The sequence below is a fragment of the Pseudomonas sp. NFACC10-1 genome, assembly GCF_900119195.1.
GTDB classification, from domain to species: Bacteria; Pseudomonadota; Gammaproteobacteria; order Pseudomonadales; family Pseudomonadaceae; genus Aquipseudomonas; species Aquipseudomonas cerasi.
In genome coordinates this window covers 919,341-941,182 of record NZ_FPJB01000001.1, presented here as the reverse complement: position 1 = coordinate 941,182, position 21,842 = coordinate 919,341, and the positions used below count along the sequence as shown (strand labels likewise).

Here is a 21,842-nt window from a genome sequence, read left to right as displayed (position 1 = left end):
ACCGCATGACACTCTCGCCCCTGCGCCCTATCCCGCGCCAGTTGCATAACGCACCCGAGTCCGACGAGGACTTCAGCAAACGGCTGGCGGAACTGACCGCAGCACTGGCCGAAACCGCCGAGCAATACGACATCAGCGCGCAATTTCCCCATGCCAACTTCCAGTTGCTGCACGCTCACGGCCTGCTTGGCCTGACCGTTCCGACCGAACTGGGCGGCGGCGGTGCCGACTTGCCCCGTGCTCAACAGGTGATCAGTGCGGTGGCCAGGGGAGAGCCGTCGACGGCGCTGATTCTGGTCATGCAATACCTGCAGCATTCAAGGCTGCAGGAGAACCGCAACTGGCCAAGCCATCTGCGCGTGCAAGTGGCCGAACAAGCCGTGCGCGAGGGCGCGTTGATCAACGCTCTGCGCGTCGAGCCCGATCTGGGAACGCCCGCGCGGGGTGGCCTGCCAGGCACCATCGCGCGCCGCACCGCTCAAGGCTGGCGCATCAGCGGCAGCAAGATCTACTCCACCGGCAGCCACGGTCTGACCTGGTTTGCCGTGTGGGCGCGCAGCGATGACGATGACCCGCTGGTGGGCAGCTGGCTCGTCCACAAGGACACGCCGGGCATCACCATCATTGAGGACTGGGATCATCTGGGCATGCGCGCCACCAGCAGCCACGAAGTCAGATTCGACAACGTGCTGGTGCCACTTGATCACGCCGTCAGCGTCAGCCCGTGGAGCGCCCCACAATCCGAACTGGATGGATCGGGCCTGCTGTGGATGTCGGTGCTGCTGTCGTCGGTCTACGACGGCATCGCTCAATCCGCCCGCGACTGGCTGGTGCACTGGCTGGAACAGCGCACGCCCTCCAACCTCGGCGCGTCGCTGTCGACCTTGCCGCGCTTTCAGGAAACCGTCGGGCAGATCGATACCCTGCTGTTCGCCAATCGCAGCCTGTTGCAATCGGCTGTCCACGGGCACACACCTGCCCAGCACGCCGGGCAGATCAAATACCTGGTAACCGGCAACGCCATCCGCGCGGTAGAGCTGGCCATCGAGGCTTCGGGAAATCCGGGACTGTCACGCAGCAACCCATTGCAGCGCCACTACCGCAACGTCCTGTGCGGTCGGGTGCACACCCCACAGAACGACGCAGTACTGACGGGCGTGGGCAAGGCGGCCTTTGCGGCGCGCAGCAAAGGCCATTAACCCCCTGTCAGAGCAGTGACGGCGGTTCGAACGCCGTCACCGGCGGCAGATCCTGGTCCCATTTGACGATGTCCACCGATGCCGTCTGCGCTGCACAGCCCTGTGACAGGCTGGAGGCGCCTACATCTTCGGTGATCACATTCGGGTTGCCGTGTTTTTCCAGGCTGCCCCGTTCGCCGTGCACCAGCGGGTCGAACCAGGCCCCGGTGGCAATCTGCACTACGCCGGGGCGAATGCCGTCCGAGACGATCACCCCGGCCAGAAACGCGCCCCGCTCGTTGAACACCTTGACCACATCGCCATCGACCAGTCCGCGTGCGCGAGCATCCAGCGGATTAAGGGTCAGCGGCTCGCGCGCCTGAATTTTCGAGGAGCGACTGTAGCTGCCGTGGTCGTACTGGCTGTGCAGACGGGTTTTCGGTTGGTTGGACAGCAAGTGCAGCGCGTGGGTTGGCCGAGGCTTCTCCAGCCACACCGGGTGACCGGGGCAATCGGCATAGCCAAAGCCTGCGATGCGCTCGGAGAAAATTTCGATGCGCCCGGACGGTGTCGGCAACGGATGCGCGTCTGGGTCTTGGCGAAAGGATTCGAGCAGTATGTTGTCGGTGTGCGGGTAGTCTATTTCCAGTAAACCGTCACGCCAGAATTGCTCAAACTCCGGCAGGGTGATGCCAAACGTTTCGGCCCGTTGCCGAGACTCGTCATAGATAAAGTGCAGCCATTCCTGGGCATCCCGGCCTTCGGTAAACGCCTGTGCCACCCCCAGTCGCTCGGCCAGCGCAGCCAGGATCGAGTAGTCGTCACGCGATTCGCCCACTGGCTCGATCGCCTGCTGCATGGCGATCATGAAGCGGTCGGAGGCCGAACTGCCGATGTCATTGCGCTCCAGAGCCGTGGTGGCCGGCAGTACGATGTCGGCATAGCGCGCCTGGGCGGTCCAGAACTGTTCGTGAACGATGATGGTTTGCGGCCGCTGCCACGCTTCCAGCAGCCGATTGAGGTCCTGATGGTGGTGAAAGATATTGCCACCTGCCCAGTACACCAGGCGAATGTCCGGGTACGTGCGCTGCTGTCCGTTGTAATCGAAGGGTGTGCCGGGATTGAGCAGCATATCCGTCACCCGCGCGACCGGAATGAAGTCCGTGACCGGGTTGCTGCCTTGGGAAAAGCGCGGCCCCGAGAACGCCTTGCGGCCACTGCCGGTGTTGTTCATGCAACCATACCCCAGGCCGAAACCGGCACCGGGCAAACCGATCTGCCCCAACAGCGCGGCCAGGGTCACCGTCATCCAGAAGGGTTGCTCGCCGTGTATCGAGCGCTGCAATGAATAGGCGACGTTGATCATGGTGCGCTTGCTGGCCATGCGTCGTGCCAGCTCGACAATCTGCTGCGCAGGAATATCGGTCAGCGCCTCGGCCCAGCGCGGGTCTTTCGGCTGGCCATCGGTGTGGCCCAGCAGATAATCGCGAAAACGCTCATAGCCCACGGTATAGCGCTGGACGAAATCCTCGTTGTGCAGCCCTTCGCTGATCAACACCCAGGACAGCGCCATCATCAACGCCGTGTCGCTGCCGGGACGTACCGCCAGCCACTGGTTATGCGTCGGGCCAACCAGATCGTCACGCAGCGGGCTGACATTGACGAACTGCACGCCCGCGGCGGACATGCGTCGCAGCGCGTCGCCCAACAGATGGTCGCTGGCACCGCCGGGGCTGGTCTGCGCATTCTTGGCGGGCAAGCCACCGAACGCGACGAACAGCTCACAATGCTCGGCCAGGTTCTTCCACGAGGTATGCGCCGCCAGCAACCAGTCCATGTTGCCGACGATGTGCGGCATCAGCACCCGCCCGGCACCCAGGCTGTAGCTGTCGGTGCTGAACACATAACCGCCGATGCAGTTGAGGAAGCGATGCAACTGGCTTTGTGCGTGATGAAAGCGCCCCGCGCTGCCCCAGCCGTAGCTGCCGCCAAAAATAGCCTGATTGCCATGTTCGTGCCTGACTCGCTGCAACTCGCTGGCGACCAGATCCAGCGCGACCTCCCAGGAGACCTCGACAAACGGCTCCTGACCACGCAGATCGGGTCGTCCACCGGCCTGCTGAAGAAAACTGCGGCGTATCGCCGGGCGCCTGATGCGGGTCGGTGAGGTAATGGCGTCGGCAACCGAATCGCCTATCGGAGAAGGGTCCTTGTCCCATTCTGCGGGCAGCAGCCCGGCCAACTTGGCGTCCTCGACTTGTGGACGATAAGCGCCCCAATGCAGTGATGTGAAACTCATGGTGAAGGCCCCCGGATAAGCGCAGTGGCAGGCGCTCGGTCAGCGCGCTGCCTGCGCCTGATCGGCCAGCGCTGCACTGAACGACTCGTCAAACACGCTGGCAGCAGGATAACGCTTGGTGAGCCCCGCGTTGTTGAAAAAATCGATGGTCTGCTGCGCACCGGCAACTACTTGTGCAGTGATCGGCACGACCACCACCTGAGCACGGGAAAACCAGCGCCGAGCCACCTCGGCATCGGCCTTGGTCAGCGCGGCCCAGGCGTTGGCATAGCGTTCATTGTGCTGCGGATCGCTGACCGACCAGGCGCGGGCGGCCTGCAGGCGCTGCAGGAAATCACTGATCTGCGCACGCTTGTCCTTGATCGCCTGATCGTTGGCGACGATGAAGCTTTGCGCAGGAATCAAGCCCTCGGCAGTGGCGATAATCCGCGCGCCCTGCCGCTCCTGTTGAGTCACATAGGGTTCCCAGGTGGCAATCGCATCCACCGAGCCGCCATCCAGCGCGTGGGAGGAATCCAGTGCGCTGAGGTAGCGATATTCAACGGCATCGCGGGCGACACCTGCCTTGTCCAGTGCAGTGAGCATCAGTTGCTGGCTGAACGAACCTTTCCAGATGGCGACTTTCTTGCCCGCCAGATCCGCCACGGTCTTGATCGGCGAGTCCTTGCGCACAACGATGGCAACGCCGTCGAGGTTCTGCCGTGACACTCCGATCACCTTGATCGGAGCGCCCAGCGCGCCCATGAACAGCGCAGGCGAATCACCCAGCAAGCCGATGTCCAGGCTGCCGACGTTCAAGGCCTCGGCGACCGGCGAGCCTGCGGTGAACTGCTTCCATTCCAGTTCGTAAGGCAAATTCTCAAGCACCCCGGCGGCTTCCATCACGGTACGCGCGCTGTAGCTCTGATCGCCGACGATCAGATTGGCCGCCTGGGTATTGAGCGAGGCCACAAGGCCCAGCGCCAGCCCCTTCAGCAAGCGTTGGCTCCAAAGGACGAGGGTCGTTGGCACAGGTATGTTCTCCACAGGCATTGGGCAAATCGAAATGATCGGCAACGACCCTAACACCCGAACAAAAATTAGCTAAATTCATTTTTGTTCTAGCCTAAGATGCAAATTAATCATCAACAGATCGGCCGCCAGCCTGCTTCAAGCTGGCCGATCATTCAGCTCAATGCCTGACTCCAGACGCTCGCGCAGGAACTCGATGAATGCCTGCACCGGTCGCGACGCCTGACGGTGTTGCGGGTAAACCGCTGACAGCGTCAAGGGCTCGGGGCGCAGCTCGTCCAGCACCCGCACCAGTCTGCCGTCGCGCAACGCCGCGCCAACAATGAAGGTCGGCAAATAGGTGATGCCCAGCCCGGCAATCGCCGATTCCCTCAGCAACTCGCCATTATTGGCACGCATGCGCCCGCTGACATTGAGGTTCAAAGGCTTGTCGTGCCCCTGAAAACGCCATTGCGCCTGACGGCTGTGGCCATAGGGCAGGCAATCATGGGTGTGCAGGTCTTCGGGCCTTTGTGGTGTGCCGCGCTCGGCCAGGTACGCCGGACTGGCGCAATACACCCGGTCGATCGAGGCAATGCGCCGGGCGATCAGACTGGAATCTTCCAGCACCCCGATACGCAGCACCACGTCGTAGCCTTCGCTGATCACATCCACCGGACGATCACTCAGGTCCACTTCCACCGCCACGTCGCGATAGCGCTGCAAAAACAGCGGTAGCAGGCACGCCAGGTGCGTAACGGCAAACGACAGCGGCGCACTCACGCGCAAGGTGCCACGCGGTTCGTTGTTCTGCCCGGCGATGCCCTGCTCCACCTGTTCCAGCTCGGCCAGCAGGCGCAGGGCGGATTCGTAGTAACTCTGCCCCAACGGCGTGACATCCAGACGTCGCGTCGAACGGTTGAGCAGGCGTACGCCCAGCCGCTCCTCCAGTTGCATCAGGCGCCGACTGACAAACTGCTTGGACAGGCCCAGCTTGTCGGACGCGGCGGTCAGGCTGCCTGACTCCATCACCTGGCAGAACATCCGCATGTCTTCGAAAGGGTTCATATGTTGCGACCTGATCAAGCGCTAATGGCGTTCGGCAGAGCGTAACGCAGCGCTGAGTACTGTCAACCTCAGCGAGACAGTTATTCATATTTCAGCTACTTATTGCGACAGTCGATAAGCCGTACTCTTGCTCCTACGTGATCGATTGCTGAATGTGCAGCGTCGATAGATGGAGAAAGAATCATGCTGACTCTTCGCAAAGCCTCTGATCGTGGTGCAGCCGACCACGGCTGGTTGAAATCCTTTCACACCTTTTCCTTTGCCGGCTATCGCAATCCGCAGGAACAGGGTTTTTCCGACCTGCTGGTGATCAATGACGACCGTGTCAGTGCAGGTAAAGGCTTCGGTCAGCATCCTCACCGGGACATGGAGATCTTTTCCTATGTGCTGGAAGGCGCGCTGGAACACAAGGATACACTGGGCACTGGCTCGGTGATTCGCCCTGGCGACGTGCAGTTGATGAGCGCCGGCACGGGTGTGGCACACAGCGAGTTCAACCATTCGCAGACCGAGGGCGTGCATTTTCTGCAGATCTGGATCGTGCCGAATGTTGCAGGCGCGGCGCCCGACTATCAGGAGAGGCATTTCAGCCCGGAGCAGAAACGCGGCCGCTTGCAACTGATCATTTCGCCCGAAGGCGAGAACGGTGCGCTCAAGGTGCGCCAGGACGCTCGAGTGTATGCCGGTCTGTTCGATGGCGATGAAAGCGCGACCCTGAAGCTGGCAGCCAACCGCTATGCCTACGTACACGTTGCCCGTGGCAGTGTGGTGCTCAACGGCGAGCAACTGGGTGAAGGGGATGGCGTGCGTGTACGCGACGAACAGATTCTGAGCCTGAGCGCAGGGGTTGACGCAGAGGTGTTGGTGTTCGACATGCGAGCAAACGAATTGCCGCAGATGCCTCGAGCCTGAAATGAAAAAACGCCGCTCTTAGAGTGGCGTTCCTTTATATAACGTTAAAACATATGGCTTAAAACGCACAAACAAAAACGCCGCTCTGTTGAGCGGCGTTTTTGTGAATTTGGAGCGGGAAACGAGACTCGAACTCGCGACCCCGACCTTGGCAAGGTCGTGCTCTACCAACTGAGCTATTCCCGCAATATGGCGTCCCCTAGGGGACTCGAACCCCTGTTACCGCCGTGAAAGGGCGGTGTCCTAGGCCACTAGACGAAGGGGACACTGCCTGAAACACAATGGTGTGTGTTTCAGTTCCAGACATCATCCGAAGACGTGTTCTGGTTTCACTCAACCCTGCCCTAAGGCAAAGCTGCTTAAAATTGGAGCGGGAAACGAGACTCGAACTCGCGACCCCGACCTTGGCAAGGTCGTGCTCTACCAACTGAGCTATTCCCGCAATGGCGTCCCCTAGGGGACTCGAACCCCTGTTACCGCCGTGAAAGGGCGGTGTCCTAGGCCACTAGACGAAGGGGACACACCTACAACATTCACTACTTATTTGCGCTACGCTGTGTGCTTTACGCTGTAAGTGGCGCGCATTCTATGGATGGATTGAGGGGTCGTCAACCCCCATGTGAAAATTTATTGAAATCAATAACTTCGATGCCGTTCTGACGCTGACCGGCTGTCGCCAGGCGCCCGGCTGATCAATCTCCCCTAATCTATATAGAAGAGATGCCGACAAACTCCGAGAGGGACATCTATGCGCAGTAGTGCTTAGCCACTACACTCGCACTAAAACTAATTGAACGAATGAGGTTTGCACAGTGACTCCACTCATGATCACGCTGATGGTAGTAGCAGGTATCGCACTGCTCATCGCGATCGGCTACCTGAATCACGTCGCTGAAAACGGCAAACTGGAGAAGGCTCGCACCAAGGTCGAACTCGGGGATCGCCTGCGTCGCTGCAGCGAGATCACCGAAGTGTTCCCGGGTCAGCTGATGTCACCCGCCTTGAAGCTGTTGCTGACGCGGCTGGAGCTGAACGTTGTACAGCGCATGCTGAATATGGAGAAAGGCAACGCTCAGCTCAAGCACCGCATCGGCGAACTGGAACAGCAGATTGCCAAGGGCGAAGGCATCGACATACCCAATCCGGTCACACCGATCCAGACCGAAGCCAAGGCCAAGGACGTGCGTTTTCTGCTGGAAGCCCTGCACGGTCAGGTGACGCGCGCTGCACATGACGGTTTCCTGCAGACCAGCGAAGCGAAACACTGGATCCGTGAAATCCGCACGATTCTGGTCAATCTGCACATCGAGTTCTTCAACAACCTTGGCCAGACCGCACTTTCTCAGGATCAGCCAGGCCAGGCACGTCTGGCGTTCGAGCGCGGCGTACAGTATTTGCGCAACCAGCCGGACCCGGTTACTTATCAACAGCAGCTGCTGGCGATGGAAAAACAACTGGCCCGTGCCAACTCGGTAGTGCTGACCAACACCGCACCGACCGAAGACGACGACAACGCACTGACCGAAGGCCTGAAGCAGGACGACACCGAGTCGGAATGGAAGAAGAAAGTCATCTACGATTGATGACTGCCCCGCCGCTGCCGGAACTGTGCTCCGGCAGCGGCAGGCCGACTGGCTCAGCAGTCGGTCGATGCCAGAAAGATAGCCGCGAGACGCTCGATCCCTGCCTGATCCCCCTCCTTGAAACGCCCCACGCTTGGACTGTCCAGGTCCAGAACGCCGATCAGACGCCCGTCCTTGATCAATGGCACCACCAACTCGCTGTTCGATGCGCTGTCGCAGGCAATGTGTCCGGGAAACTCGTGAACGTCCTCAACGCGCTGGGTTTGCCGACTCTGCGCGGCCGCCCCGCAAACGCCGCGACCGAAAGGAATGCGCACGCAGGCGATCTGCCCCTGAAACGGCCCCAGTACCAGCTCTTCACTGCGATTGAGGTAAAAGCCCGCCCAGTTCAGCTCGTCGAGCTGGGTATAGAGAAACGCCGAGAACTGCGCCGCATTGGCGATGAAATCGCGCTCGTCGGCCAGCAGGGCTTCGAGCTGGGCGGCCAACAGACCGTAGCCGTCCAGGCCCGCACCGGTGTTTTGCAAATCAATCATGTGTGTTGCTCCAACAATTCAAGTCCTACCCAGTAACGTGCAAATTGATAGGCGCAGCGGCCGTTGCGATTGCCGCGCGCGGTTGCCCAGCGAATCGCGGCCTTTTCCAGGTTTTCGTCACGCTGCCACTGCAATCCGGCTTTTTGCGCCAATTGCGTGATCCAGTGTTCGACCACGTTCAGATAATGTTCCTGAGTGAACGGATAAAACGACAGCCACAGCCCGAACCGGTCAGACAAGGCGATCTTGTCTTCGACGGCCTCACTGGGGTGCAGTTCGCCGTCAACGTGCTTCCAGTCAACGTTGTCACTTTCCTTCTCGGGCACCAGGTGACGACGGTTGGAGGTCGCGTACAGCAGCACGTTGTCCGGTGCCTGCTCCAGCGAGCCGTCGAGCACACTTTTCAGTACGCGATAATCGCCCTCGCCCGACTCGAACGACAGGTCATCGCAGAACAGTACAAAGCGCTGCGGCAGCTTGTGCAGTTGTTCGACCACACGCGGCAAGTCGCCCAGATGATCACGCTCGATCTCGATCAGACGCAGGCCGGCCGGGGCGTACTCGGCCAGCAGCGCGCGGATCAAGGACGACTTGCCGGTACCGCGCGAACCCCACAGCAAGGCATGGTTGGCAGGCAGCCCATCGATAAACTGACGGGTATTGCGCCCCAACTGATCACGTTGCAGGTCGACGCCGATCAGATCGGTCAGGCGTGTATCCAGGCTCACCTGCAAAGGCATCAGGTAACCGCTGCGGCCTTCTCGCACCCAGCGCGCGGCCAGTGCCTGCGACCAGTCGACCGGCTCGCGCAGCGCTGGCAGCAAGGGTTCCAGTCGGGCCAGCACGGCGTCGGCGCGCTGCAGAAAAGCATCCAACCGAGAATCCACGGGATCTCCTTATATTTAACTGATTAGTCAGCGGTGCCGATCAGCTATGCTTGGCCGGCACCGGGCACCAGAAGTGGCAGTACTCATGGATATATCGCTCAAAAACAGGCTGTCGTTCAAGCAGGCGCGCCTGGCTGTATCGATCGGCTTCGTGCTGGGGACCTTGCTGAGCCTGTTTCAGATTGCAATCGATTATGCCAGCGAAGACGCTTCCATCAATCGTGAAATCAAGTCACTGCTGGAAATCATCCAGAACCCGGCGTCGCGCATCGCCTACAACATCGACTCCGAACTGGCCCAGGAACTCACACTCGGCCTGCTGCGCTCCCCTGCCGTGGTCAGCGCCAGGCTTACCGATAACAACGACGCCGTGCTCTCCAGCGTCGAGCGTCCGATGGCCACCGGGCGTTATCGGGTGTTCAGCGACTGGCTGTTCGGCGAAAGCCGGCAGTTTCAGGAAAAGCTGCACCTCAATCACCTGCCCAATGAAACCATCGGCACACTGTACCTGACCGTGGACACCTTCGCGTTCGGCAGCCATTTTCTGCAACGCGCTGAAATCACCCTGCTCAATGGCTTTGTCCGCAGCCTAGCGCTGGCCGGGATTCTGACCATTCTGTTTTACGCGACCCTGACCAAGCCACTGGTGAGGGTGATCCGCGAATTGAGCAGTCGCGATCCGCGCAACCCTGACCAGGGGAAAATAACCTGCCCGCCCTACCATGCCCAGGATGAAATCGGCGTGCTGGTCGAGACGTTCAACCGTCAGTTTGAAACCATGAGCAGCGAGTTTTCCAGGCGACGCGCGGCCGAGGACCGGCTGACCGACCACCTCAACGAACTGGAAAACATCGTCTCGGCGCGCACCAACGAGCTCAAGGCCAGCAACCTGCGCCTGCGCGAGTCCAATGAAGAACTGCAGATAGCGCGCAGTACCGCACTGGACATGGCTCACGCGCGCTCTGCGTTTCTGGCGCACATGAGCCATGAGATTCGCACCCCGCTCAACGGCCTGCTGGGCATGCTGGCACTGTCGCTGGACAGTCCGCTGAGTGCCGAACAGCGCCAGCAACTGATGATCGCCCACGACTCCGGCAAGGTGCTGGTCGAGCTGCTCAACGATATTCTCGACATGTCCAAGTTCGATGCCGGTCATCTGGAGATCGAACGCATTCCTTTTGACCTGGGGATGTTGATCGAGGACACCGCCAACCTGCTGTCTCAGAACGCAGCGCCCAGCGTGGAACTGACCTGCCTGATCGCGCCGGACTTCCCGGCCATGGTCACCGGCGATCCGACCAGGGTGCGACAAATCGTCAGCAACCTGCTGTCCAATGCCCTCAAATTCACCCGTTTCGGGCGTGTGGATGTGCGTCTGACTCACCATCGGGACGCCAGCTCCGGTGAAAACCGGGTGCGCATCGAAGTCCGCGACACCGGCATCGGCATTGCGCAGGACGCGCAGACCCGAATCTTCCAGCCGTTCACCCAGGCTGAAACCGCCATCACCCGCCAGTACGGCGGCACCGGACTCGGCCTGGCGCTGACCAATAACCTCTGCGAGGCCATGAATGGCACGCTGAGCATCCAGTCACAGTCCGGCTTCGGCAGCCAGTTCTGCGCCGAACTGCCGCTGCCGGTGCACGTGGCCGCGGTCACTCAGACCCCGCTCAAAGGCCGGGTGACCGTGGTCAGTTCGGCAGGCAGCGGCCTGGTGGAGCTGCTTGGCAGTCTGCTGCCGTTCTGGGGCGTCGACCTCAAGCGACGCAGCATCGATGATCGCCCGGAAGCCGTGGATCTCGACAGCAGCCCGGACCTGGTGATTACCGACTGCCCCGAGTGCCTGTTCGCGATTCGCCCCACCACGCCCGTGCCGATCCTGCTGGTAACCGCCTATGGCAACTTCATGCCTGGCGAACAGGTCGCCGCCCTGGCCCCGCTGCAACAGCAGGCCCGGCCATTGGCGCGCAACGCGCTTTACCACACACTGCGGCGCATCCTGGGCCAGGAAGAAACGGGCCTCAAGGACACACAGGCGCTCGAACACACAGCGCCACGTCTGGCGCGGGTGTTACTGGTGGAGGACAACCCGGTCAATCAACTGGTCGCCAAGGGCATCCTCGGCAAGCTGGGTTGCGAAGTGATCATCAGCAGCCACGGCGGCGAAGCCCTGGAACAGCTGGAGCAGGGCCATTTCGATCTGGTATTGATGGACTGCAACATGCCGGTCATGGACGGCTATGAAGCCAGCCGCCAGATCCGCAGCAGTGGCCGCTGGCCGAACCTGCCGATCGTCGCCCTTACCGCCAATGCCATGCCCGATGAACGCGAGCGCTGCAAGGCGGCGGGCATGAATGACTATCTGGCCAAGCCGTTCCGACGTGCCGAACTGGTCAGCATTCTGGATCAGTGGATACCCATTACCGGCATCGACTGAAGGCTCAACGCAACAGCGCCTCGATGTCTCCCGTCAGTTCCTCGGGCTTGGTCAGTGGCGCAAAACGTTTGACCAGCCGGCCATCCTGGCCAATCAGGAACTTGGTGAAATTCCACTTGATGCGCTCCGTACCCAGCAAACCGGGAGCCTGCTGCTTGAGCTGCACGAACAATGGATGGGCCTGCTCGCCGTTCACATCAATCTTCTTGAACAGCGGGAAGCTGACGCCGTAGTTCAGCTCGCAAAAGCCGGAAATCGCTCCCTCGTCGCCTGGCTCCTGCTTGCCGAACTGGTTGCAGGGAAAGCCCAGCACCACCAGCCCCTGATCCCGATAGTCCTGCCAGAGCTTCTCCAGCCCCTTGTATTGAGGGGTAAAGCCACATTTGCTGGCGGTATTGACCACCAGCAACGCCTTGCCGGAAAAATCAGCGAGGGTTTTCTGTTCGCCCTTGATCGTCGTGACCGGGATGCTCAGCAGGTTTTCACTCATCAAAGGAGGCCTCGATACTGAAATTGGAACAGGGCGGTGACTGAATTTGCAAGGCGTCTAGGTGCGTGGCACCAGATCCAGGCATACCGAATTGATGCAATAACGCAGGCCGGTGGGTGGCGGTCCATCCGGAAACACGTGGCCCAGGTGCGCATCACATTTGGCGCAGACCACTTCGGTACGAATCATGCCGTGACTCATATCGCGAACCTCGACCACCGCACTGCCCTCGAGCGGCGCATAGAAGCTGGGCCAGCCGCAGCCTGAATCGAACTTGGTGGTGGAATCAAACAGCGGCTCATTGCAGCAGATGCAGTGATAGATGCCGTCGGTCTTTGTCTCATTGTACTTGCCGGAGAACGGTCGCTCGGTGCCTTTCAGACGGCAGACGTTGTACTGCTCCGGGTCGAGCATCTGTTTCCACTCTTCCAGCGTTTTCTGCAACTTTTCCACAGGTACACCTCCGAATTCGAAAAACCCTGATCTGTACCTTTTCCGCAGATCAGGTGGCACGTATCATTGCGCCAGGTCAGACGTCAGTCTGGCACCCGCGTTTGTCGTACACAAACCCATTTTCATGGCGAATGTAGCGACCTTCATTGCAAGCCGGCGACAGCTCGTCCATTTTCGGGATCATCACCATGCAGTTCAACAAATCGAACAAGCTCGCAAACGTCTGCTATGACATTCGCGGGCCGGTGCTCAAGCACGCCAAACGCCTGGAAGAGGAAGGCCATCGCATCCTCAAGCTGAACATCGGCAACCCGGCACCGTTTGGTTTCGAGGCGCCGGACGAAATTTTGCAGGACGTGATCCGCAACTTGCCGACTGCGCAGGGCTACAGCGACTCCAAGGGCCTGTTCAGCGCCCGCAAAGCGGTAATGCAGTATTACCAGCAGAAGCAGGTCGAAGGCGTCGGCATAGAAGACATCTACCTGGGCAACGGCGTGTCCGAGCTGATCGTGATGTCGATGCAGGCGCTGCTCAACAATGGCGACGAAGTGCTGGTTCCGGCCCCCGACTATCCGCTGTGGACCGCTGCTGTCGCCTTGTCCGGTGGCAGCCCGGTGCATTATCTGTGCGACGAGCAGGCCAACTGGTGGCCGGATCTTGAAGACATCAAGGCCAAGATCACCCCGAACACCAAGGCGATGGTCATCATCAACCCGAACAACCCGACGGGTGCGGTGTACTCGCGCGAAGTACTGCTGGGCATGCTGGAGCTGGCTCGCCAGCATAATCTGGTGGTGTTCTCCGACGAAATCTACGACAAGATCCTCTATGACGACGCAGTGCACATCTGCACCGCCTCGCTGGCACCGGACCTGCTGTGTCTGACCTTCAACGGTCTGTCCAAGTCGTATCGGGTTGCGGGCTTCCGTTCCGGCTGGATCGCCATTTCCGGGCCGAAACACAACGCGCAGAGCTACATCGAAGGCATCGACATTCTGGCCAACATGCGCCTGTGTGCCAACGTACCGAGCCAGCACGCCATTCAGACTGCACTGGGCGGCTATCAGAGTATCAACGACCTGATTCTTCCTCCTGGCCGCCTGCTGGAACAGCGCAACCGCACCTGGGAACTGCTCAACGACATTCCCGGTGTCAGCTGCGTGAAGCCGATGGGCGCGCTGTATGCGTTCCCGCGCATTGACCCGAAGGTCTGCCCGATCCTCAACGACGAGAAGTTCGTCCTCGACCTGCTGCTTTCCGAGAAGCTGCTGGTGGTTCAGGGTACTGCGTTCAATTGGCCGTACCCTGACCACTTCCGCGTCGTGACCCTGCCCCGCGTCGATGAGCTGGAGCAGGCCATTGGTCGCATCGGCAATTTCCTGAAGGGTTATCGGCAGTAAACAGCCAGAGCCCTCTCGCCTGACCTCTCTGCCCCGACCCGCTCGGGGCAGTTTATTTCTGTCTGCCCGAAACAGCATGAACCTCCTGCCGTAAACGCTTCAGGCATCGACCACTCTGGCTCAGGCGCCGTTCAGCCTTGCGGGATTAGCATTGATTGCGACCAGAGGACACAGTTTGAAATAGTCCCTCTGTTGAATAGCAGCAAGCATCACCTTATATACCCGGCATCGAGTTACATATTTACCTGAGGAGAACGTTTCGACCATGATGCGCATTTTGCTGTTTTTGGCCACTAACCTTGCGGTCGTGCTGATTGCCAGCATCACCCTGAGCCTTTTTGGCTTCAATGGGTTCATGGCGGCCAACGGGGTTGATCTGAACCTCAATCAGCTGCTGGTTTTCTGCGCTGTGTTCGGTTTCGCGGGCTCGCTGTTCTCGCTGTTCATCTCCAAGTGGATGGCGAAGATGAGCACCGGTACTCAGATCATCAGCCAGCCTCGCACCCGCCATGAGCAATGGTTGCTGCAGACCGTGGAACAACTGTCCCGCGACGCGGGCATCAAGATGCCGGAAGTCGGTATTTTCCCGGCGTACGAAGCCAATGCGTTCGCCACGGGCTGGAACAAGAACGATGCACTGGTCGCGGTCAGCCAGGGCCTGCTCGAACGCTTTTCGCCGGATGAGGTGAAAGCCGTACTGGCGCACGAAATCGGCCATGTTGCCAACGGCGACATGGTGACGCTGGCGCTGGTGCAGGGTGTGGTGAACACCTTCGTGATGTTCTTCGCCCGCATCATCGGTAATTTCGTCGACAAGGTGATCTTCAAGACTGAAAACGGTCAGGGCATCGCTTACTACATCACGACGATCTTTGCCGAGCTGGTACTGGGCTTTCTGGCCAGCGCCATCGTCATGTGGTTCTCGCGCAAACGCGAATTCCGCGCTGACGATGCCGGTGCGCGACTGGCGGGTACAGGTGCCATGATCGGTGCGCTGCAACGCCTGCGCTCCGAACAGGGCGTACCGGTGAACATGCCCGACAGCCTGACTGCCTTCGGTATCAACGCCGGCCTCAAGAAAGGCCTCGCTGGCCTGTTCATGAGCCACCCGCCGCTGGAGCAACGCATCGAGGCCCTGCGCCGCCGCGGTTGAATCAGATGGTCGCACCCACGCTCCGCGTGAGACGCTGGTTTTTCTTTGTCAGGGGAAATGAGGTTCGACTCAGGTCACCTTTTCGCCCCTCGGCGACCTACTTTGATGGGGCCAAAGTAGGCAAATCCCCTCGCTCCTGTTTCCGGCCCGACTTCGTCGGGTTCCTTCGCCCTGTCACTGATCCGGGGGTCGCCGCACCGGGCCATCCATGGCCCGGTGCGGCTAACTCGGCGTCCTGCCGAGTTACCCCCGGATCAGCGCCAGGACTCAGCCGTCACTAACGTCGCAATTTGCGTCGTCAGTGCGATCGCGATAAAAAAGCGCTTTTGTGTGCAGTGACTATGGACAAGGCATGACGTTGTGCTGCCTCCAAGAATTGACTCAACGCACAGCAACGGAAGTGAGAGTCGGGAGGCCTGCGCTCTCAGAGTTACAGACGCTCCAACACATAAACATGCTCATCCATACGCTCCAATCCGGCCCTCAACCCCTTGGCACTGCTGTGCAGCGTATCCTGCCCACCAACCTTGGTAACCTCCCAGTTCCCTGACATGACCCTGTGCAGCCATGTGTGCGGCACGGAGAAGGGCGGGCCTTCGAGCAGGGTCTGATCGTATTCCAGGGTGATCAGCAAACCACTGCACGCCTGCGGCATCAGCGCTTCAAGCTGCCGCACATAGCGTTCACGCATGTCCGCTGGCAAAGCGATCATCGCGGCGCGGTCGTAAAACGCCGCGCAGTGACCGATATCGCGCACAGTCAGCGCGAAGAAATCACCGCACCAGATTTCGATACCCGGCGCAGCGTAGACCTTGAAGTCGCCATGTGACGTAATGTGCGGCCGCTCACTACGCTCAGTGAAATAGCTCTCTACCGCCGCCTCGGAGAGCTCGGCGCCCACCACGTGATACCCCTGCCCCCTCAGCCAGCTCATGTCCTGGCTCTTGCCACATAACGGCACCAGAACCCGCGCTACTGGCGCAACATTCAACGAGGACCAATATTGTTGCAGGTCTTTATTGACCTCTGACTGGTGAAAGCCGATCTGCCCGGCACCCCAGCGCTGCAGCCAAAAATCCGCCTGCATGAAACCTCCTGAAAATTCGATAAAAAAGCGCCAGAACTTATATTAGATTTAGATCATAAAAATGACCGACTATGAGTCATCCCTCTATTCTGGAGCTTTAAATGTTCCCCAGCCTGTTTATTTCCCATGGCTCCCCCATGCTGGCGCTGGAACCCGGCGAAAGCGGCCCGGCCCTGAAGCGACTGGCTGCCAGCCTGCCGCGGCCTCGCGCCATCGTGATGGTGTCTGCCCACTGGGAAAGTCATGAACTGATCGTCAACGGCAATCCACAACCCGAGACATGGCATGACTTCGGTGGCTTTCCGCCCGAACTGTTTGCAGTTCAGTACCCGGCGCAAGGGCTGCCGGAGCTGACGCGCGAGGTGGTTGAACTGCTTGCCGCCAGTGACCTGCCTGCACGCATCGACAGCAGACGTCCCTTCGACCACGGCGTCTGGGTGCCGTTGTCGCTTATGTACCCGGACGCCGATATTCCGGTGGTGCAGGTTTCGCTACCCAGCCGCCAGGGGCCGCAATTGCAGACCCGCGTAGGCCGGGCACTGGCCAGCCTGCGTGAACAGGGTGTGCTGATCATCGGTTCAGGCAGCATCACGCATAACCTGCGCGACCTTGACTGGAACGCCGGCCCCGAAAGTATCGAGCCTTGGGCTGCAACCTTTCGTGACTGGATGATCGACAAGTTGCAAGACGACGATGAAGCCGCACTGCACGACTACCGCAGCCTGGCTCCTCATGCGGCCAGAGCGCACCCCAGTGACGAACACCTGCTACCGCTGTATTTCGCACGCGGCGCTGGCGGTGCCTTCGGCATTGCCTATCAGGGCTTTACCATGGGCGCGCTAGGGATGGATATCTACCGCTTCGATTGATCCCGAAAGCATCCGACCGCCCGAATTCGAAGCAAAAAAATCCCCGAACCAGTCGGGGATTTTTTATTGGCCGATCAGCTCAAGAGCCGATCAGTCTTCGCGATAGCGACGCAGCTTGAGCTGCTTGCCAGCGACGCGGGTGTCCTTGAGTTTGGTCAGCAGACGCTCAAGACCATCTTCCGGCAGTTCGACCAGGCTGAAGCTGTCACGAACCTGGATACGGCCGATCGCTTCGCGGGCCAGGCCGCCTTCGTTGAGAATGGCACCCAGCAGGTTCTTGGCAGCGATACCATCACGCGCACCCAGCGCGGTACGGCAACGAGCACGGCCTTCGGCCAATGGAACCGGCGCACGACGCTCACGCTCAGGACGATCACCACGGTCGCTGCTGCGCTCTGGACGATCACCGCGCGGGGCGTTGTTCGGAACCAGTGGACGCTCGCGCTCGATGGCTGCCAGGGTCAGTGCCTGACCGTTGGTAGCCTTGCGCAGCAGTGCAGCGGCAAGGGCACGAGGGCTGCAGCCGATGTCGGCAGTCAGACGATCGAGCAGATCACCGTGAGTCGATTCGGCATCAGCGACCAGTGGCGACAGGCTGTTGGTCAGTTTCTTGATGCGTGCATCCAGAACGGCCTGGGCATCCGGCAGGCGGACTTCCGCAACCTTCTGACCGGTAACACGCTCGATCACTTGCAGCATGCGGCGCTCACGAGGCGTCACCAGCAGCAGTGCGCGACCTTCGCGACCGGCACGACCGGTACGGCCGATACGGTGAACGTAGGACTCTGGATCGTACGGCATGTCCACGTTGAACACGTGGGTAATACGCGGAACGTCAAGGCCACGGGCAGCAACGTCGGTCGCCACAACGATGTCCAGACGGCCATCCTTGAGGGATTCGATAACGCGCTCGCGCTGGTTCTGGGCGATGTCGCCGTTCAGTGCGGCAGCCTTGTAGCCTTTGGCTTCAAGGGCGCTGGCCAGATCCAGGGTCGCCTGCTTGGTGCGGACGAACATGATCAGGGCGTCAAAGTCTTCGACTTCCAGCAGGCTCAGTACGGCCGAGGTCTTCTGGTCAGCGTGAACCAGCAGGTGAGCCTGCTCGATCGCGGTAACGGTCTGGGTCTTGGTCTGGATCTTGACGTGCTTCGGATCGCGCAGATGGCGTTCGGCGATGGCACGGATCGACTGTGGCAGCGTGGCCGAGAACAGTACGGTCTGACGGGACTCAGGCATGGCCTTGAAGATGACTTCGAGGTCGTCCATGAAGCCCAGTTTGAGCATTTCGTCCGCTTCGTCGAGAACCAGATGGTTCACGGTCGCCAGGACTTTCTCGTCACGACGCAGGTGGTCGCAGAGACGGCCCGGGGTAGCGACGACGATTTGTGCGCCGTTGCGGATAGCCTTGAGCTGAGGGCCCATCGGCGCGCCGCCGTAGACCGCTACAACGGTCACGCCCGGCATTTGTTTTGCGTAGGTCTCGAACGCGGTGGCAACCTGAAGTGCCAGTTCGCGGGTCGGGGCCAGGATCAGTGCTTGCGGCTCGCGCTTGCTCGGGTCGATACGATGCAGGATAGGCAGTGCGAACGCAGCGGTTTTACCCGTACCGGTTTGCGCCTGACCAATCATGTCGTGACCGGCGAGAATAATCGGGATCGATTGCTGCTGAATGGCCGAAGGCTCTTCGTAGCCAGTGGCGACGACTGCTGCAACGATATTGGGATGAAGTTCGAGAGCGGCGAAGCCGCCGATTTCCTGGGTCATGGGTCTGCCTCTAGTGCATCCGCAAAGACCCATGCTTCAAAGCTGCGCGTGCCGTGTACGACCTTGAGGTCACCCTGGCTGCTTTGTCGGCGGGGATTTGCGAAAACGTTTGATGAATGGATCGTCCAGGCTAGTCCGTTGTGCGAACAAGCAACCGAAGCTGGCTTCGGGGAACTGCAATACCTTGACGAGGGCCGTGTTAAGGCCGGCGCGCACTATACCGGAAATACGCACCTTAGTGAGTCTTTTTTTACGAAACGTTGCGCCATTCTTGAGCGGCGGCAGGCCCTGAGTCCAGGCAGAAGGCCGCCTGATCGGGGCGCGGGCCCGAGATTGCGGGCATTACTGCTTAAACGTTTAACCTATTCCTGCGCATCGCCAGCATCCCGACCTTCAAGGTGTGGCGAATTGTCCCACCCCGTTTTCGGCACAATCGCCTCACTTTTCGCCTGCTCAGGTCGCGGAACGAATCGCCCCGATCAACGACGCCAGCGAGTAACCCAGATGCGCCGCAAGTGCCTCGGCTCGCCCGCTCAACGCGTCGATATCCAGCGTCTGATCCAGGTCGGCCGGCACGAGCAGAATGACGTTGCCCTCCTTCACCGGCAGCTCCCAGTAATGACGGTGGTACAAGCCGCGCAGCAGGGCAGCTCCGAGCGGCTTGCCGTCGTCGGTGGCCCACTGATTGATGATCAGCCAGCCGCCCGGATTGAGCCGCTGCTGACAGCTCTGCAGGAAATTCCAGGCCAGGTGCCCGACCCCCGGCCCGACATCGGTGTACAGGTCGACAAAGATCAGGTCGGCAGGCTCTGTACTGTCCAGCAGGTCCAGCGCATCGCCGATGCGGATATACAGACGCGGATCGTCGTCGAGCCCCATGAACTCCATGGCCAGACGTGGCACATCCGGGCGCAGCTCGATGACCTCCACGTCTTCAAGCGGCAGGAACTTCATGCAGGCCTGGGTCAGCGTGCCGGCACCCAACCCCAGAAACAGCGCGCTTTCCGGCGCATCGTGGCACAGCGCGCCGATCAGCATCGCCCGGGTGTAGTCGTACTCCAGCCAGCTCGGATCGGCTGTAAAGGTGCAGCTTTGCTCGATGGCATCGCCAAACTCCAGAAAGCGGTAGTCCTCCACTTCCAGCACGCGAATCATGCCGAAGTCGTCGTGGACCTCGGCCAGGATCCGCTCTACGCGCTCACGCTCTTCCGTCATCACCGTTCCTGGTTGTCTGCGCTGAGCGCAAAATACGAATTGTCGGGCAAGCGCGCGGCTTTGTCACACGTTGTGGCGTGCGGCGCCGCTCCAATGGTCCGCCCCAGACTGGCAGAGCAACGACGAACTGCTAACATGCCGATCCGATTGCACAACCCTAGAGCCAATAATGAGCCAACCCTGGAGCCCCGACAGCTGGCGGGCACTGCCGATTCAGCAGCAACCTCACTACCCTGATGCCGAGCACCTGCACAGGGTCGAACAGACGCTGGCCAGTTATCCGCCGCTGGTATTCGCCGGCGAGGCCCGGGAGTTGCGCCGTCAGTTTGCCGAAGTAACCCAGGGGCGTGCGTTCTTGCTGCAGGGCGGCGACTGCGCGGAAAGCTTCATGGAGTTTTCCGCCGCCAAGATTCGCGATACGTTCAAGGTTCTGCTGCAGATGGCAATCGTGATGACGTTTGCCGCCGGCTGCCCGGTGGTGAAAGTCGGACGCATGGCCGGGCAATTTGCCAAGCCACGCTCGGCCAACGACGAAATCATCGACGGCGTGACGCTCCCGGCGTACCGCGGCGATATCGTCAACGGTATCGGGTTCGACGAAAAGAGCCGTGTACCGGACCCGGAGCGCCTGCTGCAGGCCTATAACCAGTCCACCGCCACCCTGAACCTGCTGCGCGCCTTCGCTCAGGGCGGTTTCGCCGACTTGCATCAGGTCCATAAATGGAACCTGGACTTCATCGCCAACTCGGCGCTGGCCGAGAAATACAGCCAACTGGCGGGGCGTATCGATGAAACCCTGGCGTTCATGCGCGCCTGCGGCATGGACAGCTCGCCGCAACTGCGCGAAACCAGCTTCTTCACCGCTCACGAGGCGCTGCTGCTCAATTACGAAGAAGCCTTCGTGCGACGCGACAGCCTGACTAACGATTACTACGACTGCTCGGCGCACATGCTGTGGATAGGCGACCGTACCCGCCAACTGGACGGCGCGCATGTCGAGTTCCTGCGTGGGGTCAACAACCCGATCGGCGTCAAGGTCGGCCCGAGCATGAACACCGACGACCTGGTTCGCCTGATCGACATCCTCAACCCGGACAACGACCCGGGCCGCCTGAACCTGATCGCGCGCATGGGTGCCAACAAGGTGGGTGATCACTTGCCGCAGCTGATCCGCGCCGTCGAGCGCGAAGGCCGCAAGGTGCTCTGGAGCTCGGACCCGATGCACGGCAACACGATCAAGGCCAGCAGTGGCTACAAGACCCGTGACTTTGCGCAGATCCTTGGCGAAGTGAAGCAGTTCTTCCAGGTGCATCAGGCCGAGGGCACTTACGCCGGCGGCATTCACATCGAAATGACCGGACAGAACGTCACCGAATGCATCGGTGGCGCCCGTCCGATCACTGAAGACGGCCTTTCGGATCGCTATCACACGCATTGTGACCCACGCATGAACGCCGATCAGTCACTGGAACTGGCCTTCCTGATTGCCGAGACCCTCAAGCAGGTCAGGCGCTAAACAAA

General features: G+C 60.3%; 18 protein-coding genes and 4 tRNA genes. 8 read left to right on the top strand and 14 right to left on the bottom strand.

The window, feature by feature from the left end:
* Positions 1-5: 5 nt before the first annotated feature.
* Entirely contained in the window at positions 6-1,199 is a 1,194-nt protein-coding gene (locus BT119_RS04100) for an acyl-CoA dehydrogenase family protein (RefSeq protein ID WP_072364859.1), read from the top strand.
* A 7-nt stretch (positions 1,200-1,206) separates the two neighbouring features.
* On the opposite strand, the gene BT119_RS04095 is transcribed toward BT119_RS04100, so the two are convergent.
* The 3 genes from BT119_RS04095 to BT119_RS04085 form a co-directional block, all read right to left on the bottom strand.
* Complete coding sequence (locus BT119_RS04095; RefSeq protein WP_072364857.1) at positions 1,207-3,477, bottom strand: molybdopterin guanine dinucleotide-containing S/N-oxide reductase; 2,271 nt, start codon at positions 3,475-3,477, stop codon at positions 1,207-1,209.
* A gap of 39 nt (positions 3,478-3,516) precedes the next feature.
* A complete protein-coding gene (locus BT119_RS04090) occupies positions 3,517-4,509 on the bottom strand; it encodes an ABC transporter substrate-binding protein (RefSeq protein WP_170846045.1) in 993 nt (330 codons plus the stop codon).
* 117 nt (positions 4,510-4,626) lie between these two features.
* A complete protein-coding gene (locus BT119_RS04085) occupies positions 4,627-5,535 on the bottom strand; it encodes a LysR family transcriptional regulator (RefSeq protein WP_072364853.1) in 909 nt (302 codons plus the stop codon).
* A 183-nt stretch (positions 5,536-5,718) separates the two neighbouring features.
* Between BT119_RS04085 and BT119_RS04080 the strand changes: the two genes are divergently transcribed.
* A complete protein-coding gene (locus tag BT119_RS04080) occupies positions 5,719-6,447 on the top strand; it encodes a pirin family protein (RefSeq protein WP_003369800.1) in 729 nt (242 codons plus the stop codon).
* Between the two features lie 110 nt (positions 6,448-6,557).
* Here BT119_RS04080 and BT119_RS04075 read toward each other — a convergent pair.
* The 4 genes from BT119_RS04075 to BT119_RS04060 form a co-directional block, all read right to left on the bottom strand.
* Positions 6,558-6,633 (bottom strand) — tRNA-Gly (locus BT119_RS04075).
* 4 nt (positions 6,634-6,637) lie between these two features.
* Positions 6,638-6,713 (bottom strand) — tRNA-Glu (locus tag BT119_RS04070).
* A 100-nt stretch (positions 6,714-6,813) separates the two neighbouring features.
* Positions 6,814-6,889: transfer RNA gene (locus tag BT119_RS04065), tRNA-Gly, on the bottom strand.
* A 2-nt stretch (positions 6,890-6,891) separates the two neighbouring features.
* A tRNA-Glu gene (locus tag BT119_RS04060) sits at positions 6,892-6,967 on the bottom strand.
* A gap of 304 nt (positions 6,968-7,271) precedes the next feature.
* On the opposite strand from BT119_RS04060, the gene BT119_RS04055 reads away from it, so the two are divergent.
* Positions 7,272-8,030, top strand: coding sequence for a hypothetical protein (locus BT119_RS04055; RefSeq protein ID WP_054081671.1), 759 nt, complete (start codon positions 7,272-7,274; stop codon positions 8,028-8,030).
* 53 nt (positions 8,031-8,083) lie between these two features.
* Here the strand turns inward: BT119_RS04055 and BT119_RS04050 are convergent, their stop codons facing one another.
* Both BT119_RS04050 and BT119_RS04045 read right to left on the bottom strand, forming a co-directional pair.
* Positions 8,084-8,566 carry a GAF domain-containing protein gene (locus BT119_RS04050; RefSeq protein ID WP_072364851.1) on the bottom strand — a complete coding sequence of 161 codons (483 nt, stop codon included), beginning with the start codon at positions 8,564-8,566 and terminating at the stop codon, positions 8,084-8,086.
* Positions 8,563-9,453, bottom strand: coding sequence for an ATP-binding protein (locus BT119_RS04045; RefSeq protein WP_003418057.1), 891 nt, complete (start codon positions 9,451-9,453; stop codon positions 8,563-8,565). The genes BT119_RS04050 and BT119_RS04045 overlap by 4 nt, the downstream gene beginning before the upstream one ends.
* An 85-nt stretch (positions 9,454-9,538) precedes the next feature.
* Between BT119_RS04045 and BT119_RS04040 the strand changes: the two genes are divergently transcribed.
* Positions 9,539-11,890: a hybrid sensor histidine kinase/response regulator gene (locus tag BT119_RS04040; protein ID WP_003369790.1), complete on the top strand. Its 2,352-nt coding sequence runs from the start codon at positions 9,539-9,541 to the stop codon at positions 11,888-11,890.
* A 4-nt stretch (positions 11,891-11,894) separates the two neighbouring features.
* Here BT119_RS04040 and BT119_RS04035 read toward each other — a convergent pair whose 3' ends face one another.
* Both BT119_RS04035 and msrB read right to left on the bottom strand, forming a co-directional pair.
* A complete protein-coding gene (locus BT119_RS04035; RefSeq protein ID WP_003369788.1) occupies positions 11,895-12,380 on the bottom strand; it encodes a glutathione peroxidase in 486 nt (161 codons plus the stop codon).
* A gap of 57 nt (positions 12,381-12,437) precedes the next feature.
* Positions 12,438-12,833, bottom strand: a complete 396-nt coding sequence (msrB, locus tag BT119_RS04030; RefSeq protein WP_003434456.1) for a peptide-methionine (R)-S-oxide reductase MsrB — start codon at positions 12,831-12,833, stop codon at positions 12,438-12,440.
* A gap of 188 nt (positions 12,834-13,021) precedes the next feature.
* On the opposite strand from msrB, the gene BT119_RS04025 reads away from it, so the two are divergent.
* Both BT119_RS04025 and htpX read left to right on the top strand, forming a co-directional pair.
* Positions 13,022-14,233, top strand: a complete 1,212-nt coding sequence (locus tag BT119_RS04025; protein ID WP_003314686.1) for a pyridoxal phosphate-dependent aminotransferase — start codon at positions 13,022-13,024, stop codon at positions 14,231-14,233.
* A gap of 265 nt (positions 14,234-14,498) precedes the next feature.
* Complete coding sequence (gene htpX, locus BT119_RS04020) at positions 14,499-15,386, top strand: protease HtpX (RefSeq protein ID WP_003369784.1); 888 nt, start codon at positions 14,499-14,501, stop codon at positions 15,384-15,386.
* A 430-nt stretch (positions 15,387-15,816) separates the two neighbouring features.
* Here the strand turns inward: htpX and BT119_RS04005 are convergent, their stop codons facing one another.
* Positions 15,817-16,473, bottom strand: a complete 657-nt coding sequence (locus BT119_RS04005; RefSeq protein ID WP_072364849.1) for a thiopurine S-methyltransferase — start codon at positions 16,471-16,473, stop codon at positions 15,817-15,819.
* A 101-nt stretch (positions 16,474-16,574) separates the two neighbouring features.
* Here BT119_RS04005 and BT119_RS04000 point away from each other — a divergent pair, with 101 nt between their 5' ends.
* The gene (locus tag BT119_RS04000; RefSeq protein WP_072364847.1) at positions 16,575-17,342 is read left to right on the top strand and encodes a DODA-type extradiol aromatic ring-opening family dioxygenase; all 768 of its coding nucleotides are present in this window, start codon (positions 16,575-16,577) and stop codon (positions 17,340-17,342) included.
* Positions 17,343-17,432: 90 nt separating this feature from the next.
* On the opposite strand, the gene BT119_RS03995 is transcribed toward BT119_RS04000, so the two are convergent.
* The gene (locus tag BT119_RS03995; RefSeq protein ID WP_170846046.1) at positions 17,433-19,139 is read right to left on the bottom strand and encodes a DEAD/DEAH box helicase; all 1,707 of its coding nucleotides are present in this window, start codon (positions 19,137-19,139) and stop codon (positions 17,433-17,435) included.
* A 420-nt stretch (positions 19,140-19,559) separates the two neighbouring features.
* Positions 19,560-20,321 (bottom strand): spermidine synthase, encoded by a 762-nt coding sequence (locus BT119_RS03985; RefSeq protein WP_003369776.1) that lies wholly within the window; start codon positions 20,319-20,321, stop codon positions 19,560-19,562.
* 169 nt (positions 20,322-20,490) lie between these two features.
* Between BT119_RS03985 and BT119_RS03980 the strand changes: the two genes are divergently transcribed.
* Positions 20,491-21,837 carry a class II 3-deoxy-7-phosphoheptulonate synthase gene (locus BT119_RS03980; protein WP_003434448.1) on the top strand — a complete coding sequence of 449 codons (1,347 nt, stop codon included), beginning with the start codon at positions 20,491-20,493 and terminating at the stop codon, positions 21,835-21,837.
* Positions 21,838-21,842 lie beyond the last annotated feature (5 nt).

Excerpts from the sequence above, each read along its gene's own strand:
- BT119_RS04085 (WP_072364853.1), bottom strand. The coding sequence starts at position 5,535 with ATGAACCCTTTCGAAGACATGCGGATGTTCTGCCAGGTGATGGAGTCA.
- BT119_RS04025 (WP_003314686.1), top strand. The coding sequence starts at position 13,022 with ATGCAGTTCAACAAATCGAACAAGCTCGCAAACGTCTGCTATGACATT.
- BT119_RS04005 (WP_072364849.1), bottom strand. The coding sequence starts at position 16,473 with ATGCAGGCGGATTTTTGGCTGCAGCGCTGGGGTGCCGGGCAGATCGGC.
- BT119_RS04090 (WP_170846045.1), bottom strand. The coding sequence starts at position 4,509 with ATGCCTGTGGAGAACATACCTGTGCCAACGACCCTCGTCCTTTGGAGC.
- BT119_RS04095 (WP_072364857.1), bottom strand. The coding sequence starts at position 3,477 with ATGAGTTTCACATCACTGCATTGGGGCGCTTATCGTCCACAAGTCGAG.
- BT119_RS04055 (WP_054081671.1), top strand. The coding sequence starts at position 7,272 with ATGATCACGCTGATGGTAGTAGCAGGTATCGCACTGCTCATCGCGATC.
- BT119_RS04100 (WP_072364859.1), top strand. The coding sequence starts at position 6 with ATGACACTCTCGCCCCTGCGCCCTATCCCGCGCCAGTTGCATAACGCA.
- BT119_RS03995 (WP_170846046.1), bottom strand. The coding sequence starts at position 19,139 with ATGGGTCTTTGCGGATGCACTAGAGGCAGACCCATGACCCAGGAAATC.
- BT119_RS04050 (WP_072364851.1), bottom strand. The coding sequence starts at position 8,566 with ATGATTGATTTGCAAAACACCGGTGCGGGCCTGGACGGCTACGGTCTG.
- BT119_RS04040 (WP_003369790.1), top strand. The coding sequence starts at position 9,539 with ATGGATATATCGCTCAAAAACAGGCTGTCGTTCAAGCAGGCGCGCCTG.
- BT119_RS03985 (WP_003369776.1), bottom strand. The coding sequence starts at position 20,321 with ATGACGGAAGAGCGTGAGCGCGTAGAGCGGATCCTGGCCGAGGTCCAC.
- BT119_RS04000 (WP_072364847.1), top strand. The coding sequence starts at position 16,575 with ATGTTCCCCAGCCTGTTTATTTCCCATGGCTCCCCCATGCTGGCGCTG.
- htpX (WP_003369784.1), top strand. The coding sequence starts at position 14,499 with ATGATGCGCATTTTGCTGTTTTTGGCCACTAACCTTGCGGTCGTGCTG.
- BT119_RS04080 (WP_003369800.1), top strand. The coding sequence starts at position 5,719 with ATGCTGACTCTTCGCAAAGCCTCTGATCGTGGTGCAGCCGACCACGGC.
- BT119_RS04035 (WP_003369788.1), bottom strand. The coding sequence starts at position 12,380 with ATGAGTGAAAACCTGCTGAGCATCCCGGTCACGACGATCAAGGGCGAA.
- BT119_RS03980 (WP_003434448.1), top strand. The coding sequence starts at position 20,491 with ATGAGCCAACCCTGGAGCCCCGACAGCTGGCGGGCACTGCCGATTCAG.